This is a genomic window from Roseateles sp. GW835-FHT13E02 (assembly GCF_058794035.1).
On sequence record NZ_JBXAGJ010000022.1, the window covers coordinates 38,036 to 54,372 of the forward strand.

Sequence of the window (16,337 nt, forward strand, 5' to 3'; positions counted from 1 at the left end):
CTCAGCTGCCCGCATGACTGGCCCGCCTGAACGTGTTCTTGCCGGCACGCTTGGCGGCATACATGGCCACATCGGCGGCCACCAACAGATGGGCTGCATCGACTTCGTCGGTCGGACAAAAAGCCAGGCCGACCGTGGCGCCAATCGGCATCAGGTGCTCACCCACATACAAGGGCTCACGAACCGCCGCAATCAGGCGCACGGCGAGTTGCTCGGCGGCTGTGTCATTGGGCAAGGTCGGCAGGATCAGACCGAACTCATCGCCGCCCAAACGGCACAGCACATCGTTGCCGCGCAAGACCCGACTCATGCGCCGCGCCACTTCGCGAAGCACTTCGTCACCAGCCTCATGGCCATGCTTGTCATTGACGGACTTGAAGTTGTCGAGATCAATGAACATCAAGGCCATCAGCTCGACGTTCTGGCAGCTGGCGGCCATGTGGCGCTCCAGCGCCGACTGGAAATACAAGCGGTTGGGCAGCTGGGTCAGGGCGTCACGGTGGGCCAGTTGCTCGAACTGCTGCCCGGCTTCCTGCTCCTGGCGCAAGCGCAGATTGAGCTCCGCTTGCGTGGTCTCCACACGCTGCAGCATCTGGTTGAAGCGCTCGCTCAAACGCCCCACTTCATCGGGCCAATGCACGGTGGCCCGGCGTGTGAAATCCTGATCCACCGAGACCTGCTCGGCCAGCCGCGACAGCTCCACAATGGGGGCCAGGGCGCGCTGTTGCACCCGACGCAGGACACGCCAGGCGATGGCGATGGCCACGGCGATCAAGAGCGCCGCCGCACTGATCAGCTTGAGCAGCAACATCTGCAGATTCTGCAAACTCTCGCGCAGCACCAGGCTGCCCACCAGCTCACCCTTGAGCCGAATCGGCACCCAGACCTCCACCTCGGCCGCGCGCATGAAACGCAGGCCCTGGCCATGATCCATGCCCGCCGGCAAGGCCGCCGCCGCTGCCGCCATCGAGGCCCCAGGCATCGGCGGAGACGAAGAAGCCGACTGCCACTGCACAAACACCTTGAGCGCGGCATTGAAGGCGCGCACTTCCAGCACCTCGCCCCGCCGCACGAAGGCGGCCAGTTCGGCACTGGCTGCGGCCTGATCCTCGAACACCAGCATGGGCGCGAGACTGTTGGCCAAGAGTTGCGCGCTGAGCTCAGCGGCCTGGGCCTGGCGCTCGCGCGCGCCCAACCAGAGGATGGCGGCGATCAGCCCGAAACTGAGCACCATGGCGCTGGACAGCACCTGAAGATTCAGCCGGGTCAGGCGGCGAACCAGCGAATGCTGGAGCTCCCCAGAACGCACTTCGGTGGGGCTGGCAGGCGCTGGCTTGCTGCTGCCGGGCGGGGCCTCGGCCTCCACCGCTTTGGCGGTGGCGCTCTGCTGGTCGCTGCTGCTACTGGCCGCTACGCTCATCGATCTGCCCATGCTCAGCCGGCCGCACAGCGCAGCCAGCGCAAAGGCATTTTTTACCATCGACCGCCACCGGTCTATCGCAAAAACAAGGGCGCGAGAGCGTCGTTAATGAGCCGTCCACGGCCTGGGCCGCTGCTGCAGCGGCCGGAGCCCTCTTCAGCTGGCGACCAGGCCGTTGCGGATGGCGTAGACCGTCAGCTCGGAGTTGTTGGCCAGGCCCAGCTTCTCCAGCACGCGGGCGCGGTAGACGCTGACGGTCTTGGGGCTGAGCATCAGCTCCTCGGCGATGTCCGAGAGGCGCTTGCCGGAGGCGATCATCACCAGGGTTTGCAGCTCGCGGTCGGAGAGCTTCTGGTGCGCCTGCTCATTGACCGGCGCGGTCAGGCTCTCGACCAGCATTTGCGCGATCTCGGGCGTCACGTACTTGCGGCCCTGCGCCACGGTGCGCACCGCCTGCACCAGCACCTGCGGGTCACCGCCCTTGTTGACGTAGCCGTAGGCCCCGGCGCGCAAGGCGCGGATGGCGTACTGGTCCTCGGGGTACATGGAGACGATCAGGGTGCGGATCGAGGTGCCCTCGTCCTTCATCACATGCAGCACATCGAGGCCGCTGCGGCCCGGCATATTGATGTCCAGCACCAGCACATCGACCGCCGCGCTGGGGCCGAGATCGCGCAGCAGGCTGCGCAGCTCGCCGTAGTCGCCGGCCTCGCCGATGACCTCGATGTCGGGCACATCGGACAAGGTGTCGCGGATGCCGCGGCGGATCAGCGCGTGGTCGTCACAAAGAATGACCTTGATCATGCGCCACCCCAGGCCGAAGGGTCGTGGGTGACGGCGGGATGGTCTTCACCTCCGAAACGGTCCAGGCTGTCGGCCTCCAGAGGCACCGAAAGAATCAGGCTCGTGCCCTTGCTGTTGCTGCTCAAGTCCACCCATCCTCCTACCGTGGCAGCCCGCTCATGCAGGCCGCGAATTCCAAAGCTGCGCGCCTTGGCCAAGGCGCCGGCTGCAATGCCCACGCCATTGTCGCTGAGCTCCAGCGTTAGCACGCCCGAGTCCACGCTCAGCTCGATATGCACCCGCGTCGCCTGCGCATGCTTGGAGACATTGGTCAGCGCCTCCTGCGCCGTGCGGTAGGCCACCAGAGGCACGCCGGCCGGCAGCTGCATCTGCTCATGGCTGGTGCGCATGGTCGTGATGATGCCGGTGCGGCGCTCGAAGCGCGCCGCCATCCACTGCACCGCGGCCACCAGACCCTGCTCCAGGATGGCCGGCCTCAGGTTGTGCATGATGCGCTGGCTGGCCTCGATGGCCGAGGTCACCGTTTCCAGCGCCGACTGCACGCGCTGCTGCACGGCCGGGTCTTGCGCATGGCGGTTGATCCAGGCCAGATCGAACTTCAAGGCGGTGAGCGAGCCGCCCACATCATCATGGATCTCGCGCGCGATCGCCGCGCGCTCCATCTCCACACTGGTTTGCAGATGGCCGGCCAACTCGTGCAGGCGCTGCTTGGACTTGAGCAGCTCGCGATCGGCCTCGATGCGCGCGCGCTCGGACTCGCAGGCCTCGATGGCGTGGAGCAGCGCCGGCGCCAGGCGGGCGAGGTCTTTCTTCAGCAGATAGTCCGAAGCACCCGTGCGCATGGCCGCTACGGCCGTGTCCTCACCGATCTCGCCGGAGACCAGGATGAAAGGCAGGAGGCGCTTGCTCTCCTTGAGCATGTCCAGCACCAGCAGGCCCGAAAAGCCCGGCAGGTTGTAGTCGGAGATCACGGCATCCCAGTTGCCCTCGAGCGCACGGCTCACCTCGGCCAGGGTGTCCACCCGGTGCAATTCCAAATCCAGACCGGCACGGCGCAGCTGGGCCATGATCAATTGATGATCAAGCTCGGAGTCCTCGATGTGCAGCACGCGCAGCCGGCGATCAGCAGTAGAGATCGTCATGGGGGGCGAGTATGCCGGGATTGCATGACCGTCCCGGCCCGTGTGGCCTGTGTGATGCGAACGAATCTGCAGAGAAGCCACGCCACCCAAGGGTTTACCCTTATATTTCCCATCCAGACCTGGTCGAATCACACAAATAGGCCGCTTATGCGTCCATTGTCCTGTCGACAGTTCCGCAGGAAATGCCGAAGATGCCTGCAAGAACCGGTCACCCTGACGAGCCCGGACTTGATCCCCGCACAGGGTCAGGTCTTGCGCTCCGACAGGTCCATAAGCGTGGAGCAAAGATGCTGATGAATGAAACGCCTGACCCACCCGAGCTGGGAATGACGCCGCTGCTGGCTGCGGCCGAGCTCCAGGATCACCTGATGACGGTCACCAATGACCTGGAGCGTTTGCAACGCCTTCTGGACGACGCCGGAGAGGCCTTGTCCACCCACTTCTACAGCGCCTCCAGCCATGTGCATGGTTTGTTGAACGGCGCCAGCGAGGGCGGCGACGCCCACGCACCGGTGTTGCAGAAAGTCATGCTGGACATCGCCGGGGCCATCACCGCCCTGCAGTTCCAGGACATGGCCACCCAATTGATCGCCCACACCAGCCAACGCCTGCGCAACTGCGCCGACCAACTGGCACGCGACACCTTTGGCGATGACGAAGACGGGGCCACGGTGGTCGAAATCGCACCTCTGCGACCGAATCCGGTCACACAGGATGAGATGGACGCCGGTTCTATCGAATTGTTCTAAAGAAGCTCACAAATTTTCCGAAACCAGCTTGATACCCGGAGAAACAACAATGCACTCAATTCTTGCTGTGGACGATTCGGCCTCGATGCGCCAGATGGTCTCTTTCACGTTGAAGAACGCAGGCTTCAATGTGGTGGAAGCTGTGGACGGACAAGACGCCCTGGAAAAGTCCGGCACGCGCGACTTCGACCTGGTGCTGACCGACCAGAACATGCCGCGCATGGATGGCATCAGCCTGACCAAGAAGCTGCGTGACAACCCGAAGTTCAAGACCACGCCGATCCTGATCCTGACCACCGAGTCCAGCGATCAGATGAAGCAAGCCGGCCGCGCCGCCGGTGCCACGGGCTGGTTGGTGAAGCCCTTTGATCCGGCCAAGCTGATCGAAGTCATCGGCAAAGTCATTCGTTGATGCGCTCACCACACTGGAGTAAAGCATGGGAGATATGACCTCCGAGGGCGCTAGCCTGAGCGCCGGCATTGACCTGAGCCAGTTTTATCAAGTCTTCTTCGAGGAAGCGGCCGAGAACCTCGACACCATGGAACAGCTGCTGCTGAACCTGAATGTCGAAACCGCCGACGACGAAGAGCTCAACGCCATCTTCCGCTGCGCCCACTCGATCAAGGGCGGCGCCGCCACCTTCGGCTTCAGCGATGTCGCGGAGCTGACCCACCAGATGGAAACGCTGCTGGACAAGCTGCGTCGCCACGAGCTGCAAGCCACCTCGCCCATGGTCGATGTGCTGCTGCAGTCGGGCGACGCTTTGCGCGCTCAGCTCGGTCGCCACCAGGGCTCCGGCGCGGACGCGGTGGACACCAGCGATTTGCTGGCCAGCATCCGCAGCTTTGTTGAAGGTGAGCAGGTCGCCCCCGCCCCGGCCGCCACTCCCGCTCCAGCACCCAAAGCCGCACCAGCGCCCGCGCCCAAGGCCGCCGCGCCGGCCAAACCGACCGCGCGCGAGCTCGAGCTGCAAGTCGGCCCGCTCAGCGACTTGAGCCTGGCCGACAACCTGGTCGAGCTGTTCAAGGAAATCACCGACCTCGGCACCATCGAGCCGCTGGACGGTGGTGTGGCCGCGGACGGCATCCGCCGCTTCAAGATCCTGACCGGCAGCTCGGACAACGACCTGCTGGATCTCTTCACCTTCCACGTCGCCCGTGAACAGGTCAAGCTGACGCCCTTCGGCCCCGGCTTCGGCTTCCACGCCGACGCGCCTGGCGCTCCCGCGGCCGAGGAAAAGGACAACGACCCCGGCTACGGTTTCTTCGACAACGCCCCTGGCGTGCCCGATGCACCGGAAGCCAGCACCGAACTCAAAGTGCAGGCCGAAGTCGCCAAGCCGGTGGTGGCCGCGGCCCCAGCCGTCAAGGCCGAGGCACGCCCGGCGGCCGCAGGCATGGAGCAATCCACCCTGCGTGTGTCCATTGAGAAGGTGGACCAGCTGATCAACCTGGTCGGCGAGCTGGTGATCACGCAAGCCATGCTGGCGCAGAACAGCCGCGACCTCGCGCCGGGCCTGTACCAGCAGCTGGCCTCGGGCCTGGCCGATCTGGAGCGCAACACCCGCGACTTGCAAGAGTCGGTGATGTCGATCCGCATGATTCCCATGTCGGTCGTGTTCAACCGCTTCCCGCGCATGCTGCGCGACCTGGCCGCCAAGCTGGGCAAGAAGGTCGAGCTGGTCACCCAGGGTGAAGCCACCGAGCTGGACAAGAGCCTGGTCGAAAAGATCACCGACCCGCTGACTCACTTGGTGCGCAACAGCTGCGACCACGGCATCGAGCAGCCGGCCGACCGGATCGCCAAGGGCAAGCCCGAGCAAGGCACCATCACCCTGGTCGCTTCGCACCAGGGTGGCTCCATCGTCATCGAAGTGCGCGACGACGGCCGTGGTCTGAACCGCGAGAAGCTGATCAAGAAGGCCCGCGAAAAAGGCATCGACGCCCCCGACACCATGACCGATGCCGAGGTCTGGGGCTTGATCTTCGCACCTGGTTTCTCCACTGCCGACCAGGTCACCGATGTGTCCGGCCGCGGTGTGGGCATGGACGTGGTGAAGAAGAACATCACCTCGCTGGGCGGCACGGTCGAGATCGACTCCGCCGAAGGCTACGGCATGAAGGTCTCGGTGCGTCTGCCGCTGACCCTGGCCATCATGGACGGCATGAGCGTGGGCGTGGGCGAAGAGGTCTACATCCTGCCGCTGTCCTCGGTGGTCGAGTCCTTCCAGGTGCAAGCCGACACCATCAAGACGGTGGCCGGCTCCGGCCGCGTGGTTGAGGTGCGCGACGAGTACATGCCGGTGATCGGCCTGGAGACCATCTTCAACGTGCCCCGCTTCGACTTCGAACATGTCTCTTCCATCATGGTGGTGGTTGAGGCTGAAGGCGGACGTGTGGCCCTGCTGGTGGACGAGTTGCTCGGCCAGCAGCAGGTGGTGGTCAAGAACCTGGAAGCCAATTACCGCAAGGTCAATGACGTCTCGGGCGCCACCATCATGGGCGATGGACGGGTGGCGCTGATTCTGGACGTTGGCAGCCTAGTGCGCCGCTCGCGGCACTGAATGCCCGGGCCTGAGCGCTTTTTCGAAATGAACGATAGAGGTAATCGATGAACCTGAGCGCCATGCTCCGCATGTTCAGCATCCGCACCCGCATGATCGGAGCCATCGCCATGGTTTTGACACTGCTGGTGATCGTCGGCGGCGTCGGTCTGTACGGCATGAACTCGCTGCGCGGTCAAAGCAAGCAGCTGGCCGACAAGTCCGTGGTGGATGCCAAGCACATGACCCTGATGGTCCAGGCCATGGGCAATCTGCGGCGCTTTGAGAAGGACATGGTCATCACCCATGCCCAACCCGATGAGGTCAAAAGCTATCACCAGAAGTGGGACGAGGGTCGCAAGGCCCTGGAAGAAAACATCAAGGCCTTGATGGTCGGCCACGATGACGCCAACAACCGCGTCATGGGTCAGATCATGCCTCTGATGACGGACTATGTTGCCAAGGCTCAACCGGTTCTGGCCCAGCTTGAAACCGGCAGCGTCACCAGCGCGGCTGAAGCGAACAACGCACTGAAAGCAGCCAAGGACCATGCCCAAGAAGCAGAGAAGCTGCTGAACGAGCTGCGCCAGTCTCTTGAGCAGGACACGGCGAAATCGCTGCAGGCCAGCGAGTCCACCCAGAGCACTGTGTTCACCGTGTTCATTGCCGTGCTGATTCTCAGCTCGGTGATCGTGGTACCGCTGACCCTGCTGAACATGCAGAGCATCTGTACGCCCCTGGCCGAAGCCGGTGCGCTGGCCGATGCGATTGCCAAGGGCGATCTGACCATGAGCGCTCGCGAGGTGGTGGGGCAGGATGAGGCCTCGCACCTGATGAACTCGCTGCAGAACATGCAGCAGGCCCTGCAAAGCCTGGTCGGCCATCTGCGCATCTCGGCGGACAGCATTCGCACCGCTTCGGTCGAGATTGCCACCGGCAACCAGGACCTGTCCGGCCGCACCGAGCAGACCGCCTCCAACCTGCAGCAGGCCGCGTCTTCGATGGTTCAGCTGACCGGCACGGTCAAACAGACGGCCGACTCGGCACGCACCGCCAACCAATTGGCCAACTCGGCCTCGGGCGCCGCGGCCAAGGGCGGCGAGGTGGTGGGCCAGGTCGTGGCCACCATGGACGAGATCAACGCCAGCTCCAAGAAGATCAGCGACATCATCGGCGTGATCGACGGCATCGCCTTCCAGACCAACATCCTGGCCCTGAACGCCGCCGTGGAAGCAGCGCGTGCCGGTGAGCAAGGCCGCGGCTTTGCCGTGGTGGCCAGCGAAGTGCGCAGCCTGGCACAACGCAGCGCCGAGGCTGCACGCGAGATCAAGACCCTGATCGGGGCCAGCGTCGAGCGAGTGGAAACCGGCTCGCGTCTGGTGCAGGAAGCCGGCAGTTCCATGACCGACATCGTCACCAGCGTGCAGCGCGTCAGCGACATCATTGGCGAAATCTCGGCCGCGGCCAGCGAGCAGAGCGACGGCATCGGTCAAGTCAATCAGTCGGTGGTACAGCTGGACCAGATGACCCAGCAGAACGCGGCCCTGGTCGAAGAGTCGGCGGCGGCGGCGGAAAGCCTCAAGGACCAGGCCGAACGCCTGGCCGAAGCGGTCGATCGCTTCAAGGTCAATGCCGATGCCAAACCCGGCTCGGCGACCGGCTTCGGCGCCGGCAAATCGCTGGGCAGCGTGAAATCTTCCGGCAACAAACCTGCTGCGAGCAGTTCGGGCGGCAGCCTGGGGGCCAGGAGCGGGGCAAGCTCCAGCCACCATGGAACGCAGGCATCGAGCAAGACCTCAGCCAGCCCGCGCCCAGCAACATCGGCCACGAGCACGGCTCCAGCCTCGGCTCGTGCGCCGGCCCCGGCCCGCGCACCGGCCCCGCAGCCGGCACAGGCCGAAGGCGATTGGGAATCTTTCTGATCACCGCCTCCTCGATTCAAGAGCAATTTGTCAAACCCGCACACCACACGAGGTAAGCCATGGAAACCACCCGAGACAACGTGCCGGCCTTGCGCCAGGACACTGGCAACCTGGCCCTGAAAGCGCACGGCCCGGCCAGTGGCGAATACCTGACCTTCCGTTTGGGTGCCGAGGAATACGGCATCGACATCCTGAAGGTTCAGGAAATCCGGTCCTATGAACCGCCCACCCGCATCGCCAATGCGCCGGACTTCATCAAGGGCGTGGTCAATCTGCGCGGAGTCATCGTGCCCATCGTTGATCTGCGCTTGAAGCTGGGCTGTCCCAGCGCCGAGTACAACAGCTTCACCGTGGTGATCGTGCTCAATGTGCGCAACCGCGTGGTCGGCGCGGTGGTCGACTCGGTCAGCGATGTGCTCGAACTGAATCGAGATGCGATCCGCCCGGCGCCAGAAATGAGCTCGGCCTCGGTCGACACCAGCTTCATCACCGGCATCGGCACCGTCAGCGAGCGCATGTTGATCTTGATGGACATCGAAGGCCTGATGAGCAGCGCCGACATGGGCTTGATGGACTCCCTGGCCATGTAAGCCTATCCCGCGCCGGCCCAGGTAGCGGGATGCCATGACCCGCTGCCGGATCACGCAGCGGCGCACCACTCTTCGAAGACTTCGTTGGAGCAGCAAAATGGCATCAGGTGTGACCTCGATCGCACGGCGCGTCTCTCTGGTGGGCGTGATCGCCCTGGCCGCCTCACTTCTGACGGTCAGCGGCGCTGTCAGCATCCTCCTCACCCAGGTTGCCCATGACCGGGTGACCAGCTGGGTTGGCGACAAGACCCAGTCTCTGGTCGATTCGATGACGGCCATGGATGATGTGGCCAAGACCATGGTGCAGCAGAGCTATGGCACCTTCCGCCAGGAGTTCGGTCCGGTCTTCCAGCTCGACGAAAGCACCGGCGACCTGCGCGACTGGGGCCCCAAGCTCAACGGCAACACCACCCAGGTCGACAAATTCGCCGGCACCACAGGCGGTGCGGCGTCGATCTTCGCCCTCAAGGGTGATGACTTCATCCGCATCACCTCTTCGTTGAAGAACACAGCCGGCGAGCGCAACACGGCGCCGCTGGGCAAAAGCCACCCCGGCTATGCCACGCTGATGCAGGGCAAGCCCTTCGCCGGCCGGGTGGTGCTGGAGGGCAAGGTTTACATGGCCTACTACGACCCAATCAAGAGCGAGGCAGGCAAGATCATCGGTCTGCTGGCCATTGCCCTCGATATGGAGGGCTTCCAGAAGGCCATGGACAAGATGGCGGCTGATGCCAAGTTCTTCGAATCGGGGGGTACCTATGCCGTGGCCGCCGATGCCGACGGCAAGAATGCCCGCCTGGTCTCCCACCCCACGGCCAAGAACAAGCTGGCCAGCGAGGTGAGCCCCGAGTTCGACAAGTTCATGGCGGCCCTGATCGCCTCCAAGGACGGCGTCGTTGAGGACGCACCTGACGTGCTCAATGGCAAGGGCGGAAGCTATTTCGCCGTCGGGCGCCGCAACCCGCAGGGCGGCTTCTGGATCATTGCCCAGGTATCGCCGAGCGAGTCCATGGCCTCGCACTGGGCCACCATGGTGCCCTTCTGGATCATGCTGACCCTGACCACGGCCGGCCTCGGCTTCGGCCTGTTCTGGATGATGCGCAATTGGGTCAGCAAGCCGCTGAGCGATTTGACCGAGGCGATCAGCTCCATCGCCCAGGGTGATTTGTCGGCCTCGGTGAGCAGCCAGCGCCATGACGAAATCGGCCTGCTGATCCAGCAGACCGAAGCCATGCGCGGGCGCTTGGCAGAGACCATCGGTACCGTGCGCCAGTCCTCCGACTCGATCGGCACGGCCAGCGCCGAGATTGCCTCGGGCAACCAGGACTTGAGCCAACGCACCGAACAAACGGCGTCGAACCTGCAACTGGCCGCCTCTTCCATGGCCGAGCTGACTGGCACAGTCAAGCAGACCGCCGACTCCGCCATGACGGCCAACCAGCTCGTATCCTCGGCCGCCAGCGCCGCAGCCAAGGGTGGTCAGGTGGTGGGCCAGGTGGTGGCCACCATGGACGAGATCAACACCAGCTCGCGCAAGATCAACGACATCATCGGCGTCATTGATGGCATTGCCTTCCAGACCAATATCCTGGCCTTGAACGCGGCCGTGGAAGCGGCGCGCGCGGGCGAACAAGGTCGCGGCTTCGCTGTGGTGGCCAGCGAGGTGCGCAGCCTGGCCCAGCGCAGCGCCGAAGCAGCCAAGGAGATCAAGACCCTGATTGGCGCCAGCGTCGAGCGCGTCGAAGTGGGCTCGCGCCTGGTCAACGAGGCCGGCAGCTCGATGACCGACATCGTCTCCAGCGTGCAGCGCGTGCAGGACATCATTGGTGAGATCACCGCGGCCGCCAGCGAGCAAAGCGAGGGCATCGGCCAAGTCAACCAATCGGTGGTGCAACTGGACCAGATGACGCAGCAGAACGCCGCCCTGGTGGAGGAGTCCGCCGCCGCGGCCGAAAGCCTGCGCGATCAGGCCCAACGCCTGATCGAAGCCGTGTCGGTGTTCCGCCTGGCACAAGGCCACCATGTAGCGAGCACAGCGCCGAGCCGTCGACCTGCACCGCAAAGCTCCACAGCCAATGCCACGGCCCCTGCCAAGGCGAAACCGGCAGCCTCAACTTCGCATCGTGCTTCGAACAAGACGAGCACCACGGCAAAAGCGACCAGCAAGCCGACCGGCGGTGAGAACACCAGCCCCCCTGCCCCGGCCCCAGCGCCCTCAGCCCGCTCGGCACCCGCGCCCGCTCCACGTGCTTCGACCCCAGCCGCTCAAGAAGGAGACTGGGAAAGCTTCTGAGCCTGCATCCGTTTCGTCGTTCCCCCGCATCTCCAGCAAGGACTCTTCTTCATGTTTGATTCCATCAAGACACGCTTGACCGCGCTGAGCATTGTGGTGGTGGTGCTCACCCTGAGCCTGGCCACGATCGCCAACTATGTGATCGTCCGCGGTCACACCTACACCACCGAGCTGGCCAGCCTGGATGCCTTGGCGGCGGGTCGCGCGGCGGCCATCAACCAATGGGTGACCATGCAGCGCGACATCGTCACCTCCATGGTGCCGGCCGCGGCCGAGGCCGACCCCAAGCCCTATTTGGTGCAGGCGGCCAAGTCAGGCCGCTTGGAGGCAAGCTATATCGGCCATGCCGACAAGCGCATGCTGTTCAACACCCCCCAGGAACTGCCGCCCGGCTATGACCCGACCGGCCGCCCCTGGTACACCCTGGCCTCCAATGCCAGCGGTCCGGTGATCACCGAGCCCTATATGGACGCCGCGCGCAAGCTGCTGGTGGTGACCTTCGCCGTGGCCGTCAAGGAAGGCGGCAGCACCAAGGCTGTGGCGGCCACCGATGTGTTCCTGAACGAGGTCTCGGCCACGGTCAAGGCCATCAAGCCGACGCCGAATGGCTTTGCGTTCCTGATGTCCAGCAAGGGGACCTTGGTCGCCCACCCGAATGCCGAACTGGCCCTGAAGCCGGTCAGCGAGCTCTCCCCGCAGTTGGATGCCAAGGCCCTGAAACAGGTGCAGGAAGCCGGCGCACCCTGGGTCGATGCCACCATCGGCAACCAGGACTTCCTGCTGCGCGGCGTGGCCATTCCCAACACCGACTGGGTGCTGGTGGTGGCAGCCGATCGCAGCGAAGCTCTGGCCTCGCTGAGCTCGCTGCTGCGCACCGCGGCCATCGTGCTGATCGTGGTGATGGTGCTGGCAGGCGCGCTGATGACCACGGTGATCTCCACCATGCTCAGTGGCCTGGACCGTGTGCGCGCCGCGCTCGACGAAATCAGTGCCGGTGGCGGCGATCTGACGCAGCGCCTGCCCGAGGCCGGCCGCGACGAGATCTCGCGCATTGCCGGCTCCTTCAATATGTTTGCCGAGAAGATCCAGCGCATCCTGCTCGATGTGCGCTCCGCCAGCAATTCCATCTCCACGGCCTCCAGCGAGATCGCCTTGGGCGCCCAAGACCTGTCGCAGCGCACCGAGCAAACCGCCTCCAATCTGCAACAGGCGGCCTCGTCGATGGAGCAACTGACCGGCACCGTGCGCCAGACGGCCGATGCCGCGCAGACCGCCAATCAGCTGGCCTCCTCGGCCTCCTCGGCCGCGGCCAAAGGCGGTGAGGTGGTCAGCCAAGTGGTCACCACCATGGACGAGATCAACAACAGCTCCAAGAAGATCAGCGACATCATCGGCGTGATCGATGGCATCGCCTTCCAGACCAATATCCTGGCCTTGAACGCGGCCGTGGAAGCAGCACGAGCCGGCGAACAAGGCCGCGGCTTCGCCGTGGTGGCCAGCGAAGTGCGCAGCCTGGCTCAGCGCTCGGCCGAAGCCGCCAAGGAAATCAAGGGCCTGATCGGCGCCAGCGTCGACCGAGTCGAAGTGGGCTCCAAGCTGGTTGAAGCGGCCGGCGCCTCGATGAACGACATCGTCTCCAGCGTGCAGCGCGTGACCGACATCATCGGCGAGATCACCGCGGCCGCGAGCGAGCAAAGCGATGGCATCGGTCAGGTCAATGGCGCCGTGGTGCAGCTCGATCAGATGACGCAGCAGAACGCAGCCCTGGTGGAAGAATCCGCCGCTGCCGCGGAAAGCCTGAAGGATCAAGCCCATCGCCTGACCGAGGTGGTTTCGGTGTTCCGTCTGGGCAGCGATGAGGGCCATGCGCGCAGCGCCGCCAGCGCCCCACGCCCGGCCAGCAAGTCGGCCGGTAGCGCCAGCAGCAGCAGCCACAATGGCAGCGCACACTTCACCAGCAAGCCCGCTGCTGCCAAGGCCCCTGCGGCCAAACCTGCCGCGCGGCCAACACCTTCGGCAAGCAGCAGCACGCCCGCGCCGGCTCCTGCAGCCAAGCCGACGGACAACGACGACGACTGGCAGTCCTTCTGAGTGCCTGCCGCTGGCTGAGCCAGCGCAGCGGCAGCACCAACATCAGAATCATCAAAGCGGGCCGCATCAAGCGGCCCGCAGTCATTTCCGGCCCGGCATAAACGAGGAAGCCCCTGGAAGCGGTTGCCCCGCCCTGCCCTGCGTTCGCAGCTACTGTGTGTCGGCCTCGCGCAAGGTCTGCATCACCGGCCGGCGCAGCACGCCGCGCAGGCTCCACCATCCCGCCAACTGGGCCAGCACGGCACCGGCCAGCATGCTGAACAACGGCACCCAGAAGTTCAAACTCCAGGCAAAACCGAAGACAAAACGCGCCAGCAAGGCGCCCAGCAAAACGGCCACCGCGCCGGCCAAGAAGCCGGCCAGAGCGCCCACCCCCAGCAATTCGGCGCGCTGCACCCGGGCCAGCAACTGGGAGCTGGCACCCAGCGCCCGCATCAAGGCAAACTCGCGGGTGCGGGCCTCGCGCGTGCTGCCCACCGAGGCCAGCAGCACGACCAGGCCGGTGGCCAGCGTGAAGCCGAACAAGAGCTGCACCGCCTGGATCACTTGGTTCAGCACCGACTGCACCTGCTTGAGCTGGGCTGAGACGTCAACCACGGTCAGATTGGGCATGGCACGGCTGAGCTCGCGGTCCAGGCTCGATTCGGCCGGCGCATGGAAGGCCGACACCCAGCTGGCGGGCAGGTCGGCCATGGTCTTGCGCGGAAACAGCACAAAGAAGTTCACCCGCATGGAGGACCAATCGACCTTGCGTATGGAAGTGATGCGCCCCTCCACCGGCAGGCCGGCGACATCAAAACGCAGGCGATCACCGAGCTTGAGCCCCAGGGTTTCGGCCAGGCCCTGCTCCACGCTCAGACCATCGGCCTCGTCCACCACCCATTGACCTTGAACCACGCTGTTGTGCGACATCAGCTCGGCGCTGTGGCTGAGGTTGAACTCGCGCTCCACCAGGCGCTGCGCCCGCTCGTCCTTGTACATGGCGGGCTTGACGGTCTGATCGTTGATGCTGAGCAGGCGGCCGCGAATCATGGGAAAGAGGTCGTAGGTCTTGACGCCCGCCCCCTCGATCTGCGCGCGGAAGGCCGGCACCTGATCACCCTGCAAATTGATCACAAAGCGGTCGGGCGCATTGGCCGGCGTGGCCTTGAGCCAGCTGTCAATCAGGTCGGTGCGCAGCAGCACCAACAGCGCCAAAGCCAGCAAGCCCACGGCCAAGGACGACACCTGCACGACGGCAAAGCCCGGCCGCGCCGCCACCTGGCGTGTGGCCAGAAGCAGCCAACGCGGCACGGCTGCACTGCCAGCCGCCTGCCCACTCAAGGGCACCCAGCGTTTGAGCACACGCACCGCCAGCCAAGCCATGCCGGCGAACAGTCCCAACGCCAGCGCAAAGCCACCGGCGGCAATCAAACCCAGGCTGAGTTCACCGGCCAGCACCATCAAGATGCCCGCGAAGCCGAACACGCCGGCCACCAGCACCAGCGTCGAACCGGCCTTCAGACCGCCCATATCGCGCCGGATGACGCGCAGCGCCGGCACCGCCGCCAGTTGCAACACCGGCGGCAGACCGAAACCCATCAAGAGGCTCAAACCCAGGCCCAGGCCCAAGGCCGCGGGCCAGAACGAAGGCGCGGGCAGGCTGACCTCAAACAAACCCGAGAGCAAACCCACGAAGGCGAAATGCAAGCCCAAGCCCAGCAGCACACCGATCACACTGGCCGTCAGGCCGGCCAAGGCAAACTCGATGCTGTAGGCCCAGGCAATGCGGCGCTGCGCCTGGCCCAAGACGCGCAGCATGGCGCAGTCGTCAAGATGCCGGCCGGCGAAATCACGCGCGGCCAGGGCCACGGCCACCGCGGCCAGCAGGGCCGAGAGCATGGCCACCAGCTTGAGAAACTTGGTCGCCCGGTCCAGGGTCTGACGCATCTCGGGGCGGCCACTGTCCAAGGAGTCCAGCCGCACGCCGCGCCAGGCCGAAGCCTCGATCAAGGCTTTGGCCCGCTCCACAAACTGAGCCACCGCCTGAGCCGGAGGCGCCGGCCGCTCGGCGCGAGACAGGGCCGCCACGGCCAAGCGATAGGTCACGCGACTGCCGGGCTGAATCAGGGCCGTGGCTGCCAGATCGGCATCGGACATCATCAGACGTGGCGCAAAGTTCAAAAAACCTGCCCCTCGGTCAGGCTCGGTGACGATGACGCCGCCGACCTTGAGCGATGCATCACCGAGCAGAATGCTGTCACCGAGCCGGATCTGCAGCGCATCCAGCACCGCAGCATCCACCCAGACCTCTCCCGGCTTGGGTGCGCCGACCCGCCGCCCATCGGCCAGCAGCAAATGGCCGCGCAGGGGATAGGCCGCCCCTACCGATTTCACCGCCACCAGTCGGTTGCGCCCACCCTGGGCCTCGGTGGCGCGCGCCATGCTGGGGAAGTTGGCACTCAACGTTGGGGTCAGGCCCAGCTCCTGTGCCAGATCCTGCAAAACCTGGGGCACCGGTTGATCGGCCAGGAGCACGGCATCGCCGCCAATCAGCTGCGCGGCATCACGGCGCAAGCCCTGCTCCAAACGGTCGGAGAGAAAACTCACCGCACACAAGGCCGCCACGGCCAATGCCACGGCCACCATCAGCAGGCGCAGCTCGCCGGCGCGCCAATCTCGCCAGAGCTGGCGCCAGGCCATGTGCATGACATGGGGTGGCCGTGCCGTGGGCAGCGTCAACAGTCCGGGGGCAGCGGAGGCGGTGGTGCTTGAATTCATGAGGCGCACTGTAGCGAGTCCCC

At 64.9% G+C, this 16,337-nt stretch carries 11 protein-coding genes; 7 read left to right on the forward strand and 4 right to left on the reverse strand.

The window, feature by feature from the left end:
* Position 1: 1 nt before the first annotated feature.
* From AC1Q6P_RS19410 to AC1Q6P_RS19420, 3 genes are all read right to left on the reverse strand, one after another.
* Positions 2 to 1,420 carry a diguanylate cyclase domain-containing protein gene (locus AC1Q6P_RS19410; RefSeq protein WP_492663076.1) on the reverse strand — a complete coding sequence of 473 codons (1,419 nt, stop codon included), beginning with the start codon at positions 1,418 to 1,420 and terminating at the stop codon, positions 2 to 4.
* A 156-nt stretch (positions 1,421 to 1,576) separates the two neighbouring features.
* Positions 1,577 to 2,224: a response regulator gene (locus AC1Q6P_RS19415; protein ID WP_102767281.1), complete on the reverse strand. Its 648-nt coding sequence runs from the start codon at positions 2,222 to 2,224 to the stop codon at positions 1,577 to 1,579.
* Positions 2,221 to 3,366 (reverse strand): hybrid sensor histidine kinase/response regulator, encoded by a 1,146-nt coding sequence (locus tag AC1Q6P_RS19420; RefSeq protein ID WP_102767282.1) that lies wholly within the window; start codon positions 3,364 to 3,366, stop codon positions 2,221 to 2,223. The genes AC1Q6P_RS19415 and AC1Q6P_RS19420 overlap by 4 nt, the downstream gene beginning before the upstream one ends.
* A gap of 293 nt (positions 3,367 to 3,659) precedes the next feature.
* On the opposite strand from AC1Q6P_RS19420, the gene AC1Q6P_RS19425 reads away from it, so the two are divergent.
* The 7 genes from AC1Q6P_RS19425 to AC1Q6P_RS19455 all read left to right on the forward strand — a co-directional run bounded on the left by AC1Q6P_RS19425 (position 3,660) and on the right by AC1Q6P_RS19455 (position 13,554).
* Positions 3,660 to 4,115, forward strand: a complete 456-nt coding sequence (locus AC1Q6P_RS19425; protein ID WP_333780326.1) for a hypothetical protein — start codon at positions 3,660 to 3,662, stop codon at positions 4,113 to 4,115.
* A 49-nt stretch (positions 4,116 to 4,164) separates the two neighbouring features.
* Positions 4,165 to 4,527, forward strand: a complete 363-nt coding sequence (locus AC1Q6P_RS19430) for a response regulator (protein ID WP_102767284.1) — start codon at positions 4,165 to 4,167, stop codon at positions 4,525 to 4,527.
* Positions 4,528 to 4,552: 25 nt separating this feature from the next.
* Complete coding sequence (locus tag AC1Q6P_RS19435; RefSeq protein WP_102767285.1) at positions 4,553 to 6,679, forward strand: chemotaxis protein CheA; 2,127 nt, start codon at positions 4,553 to 4,555, stop codon at positions 6,677 to 6,679.
* 47 nt (positions 6,680 to 6,726) lie between these two features.
* Positions 6,727 to 8,580 carry a methyl-accepting chemotaxis protein gene (locus AC1Q6P_RS19440; protein WP_492663075.1) on the forward strand — a complete coding sequence of 618 codons (1,854 nt, stop codon included), beginning with the start codon at positions 6,727 to 6,729 and terminating at the stop codon, positions 8,578 to 8,580.
* Positions 8,581 to 8,639: 59 nt separating this feature from the next.
* Positions 8,640 to 9,170 carry a chemotaxis protein CheW gene (locus AC1Q6P_RS19445; RefSeq protein WP_102767287.1) on the forward strand — a complete coding sequence of 177 codons (531 nt, stop codon included), beginning with the start codon at positions 8,640 to 8,642 and terminating at the stop codon, positions 9,168 to 9,170.
* A gap of 97 nt (positions 9,171 to 9,267) precedes the next feature.
* On the forward strand, positions 9,268 to 11,463 hold the full coding sequence (locus AC1Q6P_RS19450) for a methyl-accepting chemotaxis protein (RefSeq protein ID WP_492663074.1): 2,196 nt from the start codon (positions 9,268 to 9,270) through the stop codon (positions 11,461 to 11,463).
* A gap of 51 nt (positions 11,464 to 11,514) precedes the next feature.
* A complete protein-coding gene (locus AC1Q6P_RS19455; RefSeq protein ID WP_492663073.1) occupies positions 11,515 to 13,554 on the forward strand; it encodes a methyl-accepting chemotaxis protein in 2,040 nt (679 codons plus the stop codon).
* A 150-nt stretch (positions 13,555 to 13,704) separates the two neighbouring features.
* Here AC1Q6P_RS19455 and AC1Q6P_RS19460 read toward each other — a convergent pair whose 3' ends face one another.
* A complete protein-coding gene (locus AC1Q6P_RS19460) occupies positions 13,705 to 16,314 on the reverse strand; it encodes an ABC transporter permease (protein ID WP_492663072.1) in 2,610 nt (869 codons plus the stop codon).
* Positions 16,315 to 16,337 lie beyond the last annotated feature (23 nt).

What these genes read in the sequence shown, in the direction of transcription:
- AC1Q6P_RS19435 (WP_102767285.1), top strand. Translation starts at nt 4,553, where the DNA reads ATGGGAGATATGACCTCCGAGGGCGCTAGCCTGAGCGCCGGCATTGAC.
- AC1Q6P_RS19445 (WP_102767287.1), top strand. Translation starts at nt 8,640, where the DNA reads ATGGAAACCACCCGAGACAACGTGCCGGCCTTGCGCCAGGACACTGGC.
- AC1Q6P_RS19425 (WP_333780326.1), top strand. Translation starts at nt 3,660, where the DNA reads ATGAATGAAACGCCTGACCCACCCGAGCTGGGAATGACGCCGCTGCTG.
- AC1Q6P_RS19440 (WP_492663075.1), top strand. Translation starts at nt 6,727, where the DNA reads ATGAACCTGAGCGCCATGCTCCGCATGTTCAGCATCCGCACCCGCATG.
- AC1Q6P_RS19460 (WP_492663072.1), bottom strand. Translation starts at nt 16,314, where the DNA reads ATGAATTCAAGCACCACCGCCTCCGCTGCCCCCGGACTGTTGACGCTG.
- AC1Q6P_RS19455 (WP_492663073.1), top strand. Translation starts at nt 11,515, where the DNA reads ATGTTTGATTCCATCAAGACACGCTTGACCGCGCTGAGCATTGTGGTG.
- AC1Q6P_RS19450 (WP_492663074.1), top strand. Translation starts at nt 9,268, where the DNA reads ATGGCATCAGGTGTGACCTCGATCGCACGGCGCGTCTCTCTGGTGGGC.
- AC1Q6P_RS19415 (WP_102767281.1), bottom strand. Translation starts at nt 2,224, where the DNA reads ATGATCAAGGTCATTCTTTGTGACGACCACGCGCTGATCCGCCGCGGC.
- AC1Q6P_RS19430 (WP_102767284.1), top strand. Translation starts at nt 4,165, where the DNA reads ATGCACTCAATTCTTGCTGTGGACGATTCGGCCTCGATGCGCCAGATG.
- AC1Q6P_RS19410 (WP_492663076.1), bottom strand. Translation starts at nt 1,420, where the DNA reads ATGAGCGTAGCGGCCAGTAGCAGCAGCGACCAGCAGAGCGCCACCGCC.
- AC1Q6P_RS19420 (WP_102767282.1), bottom strand. Translation starts at nt 3,366, where the DNA reads ATGACGATCTCTACTGCTGATCGCCGGCTGCGCGTGCTGCACATCGAG.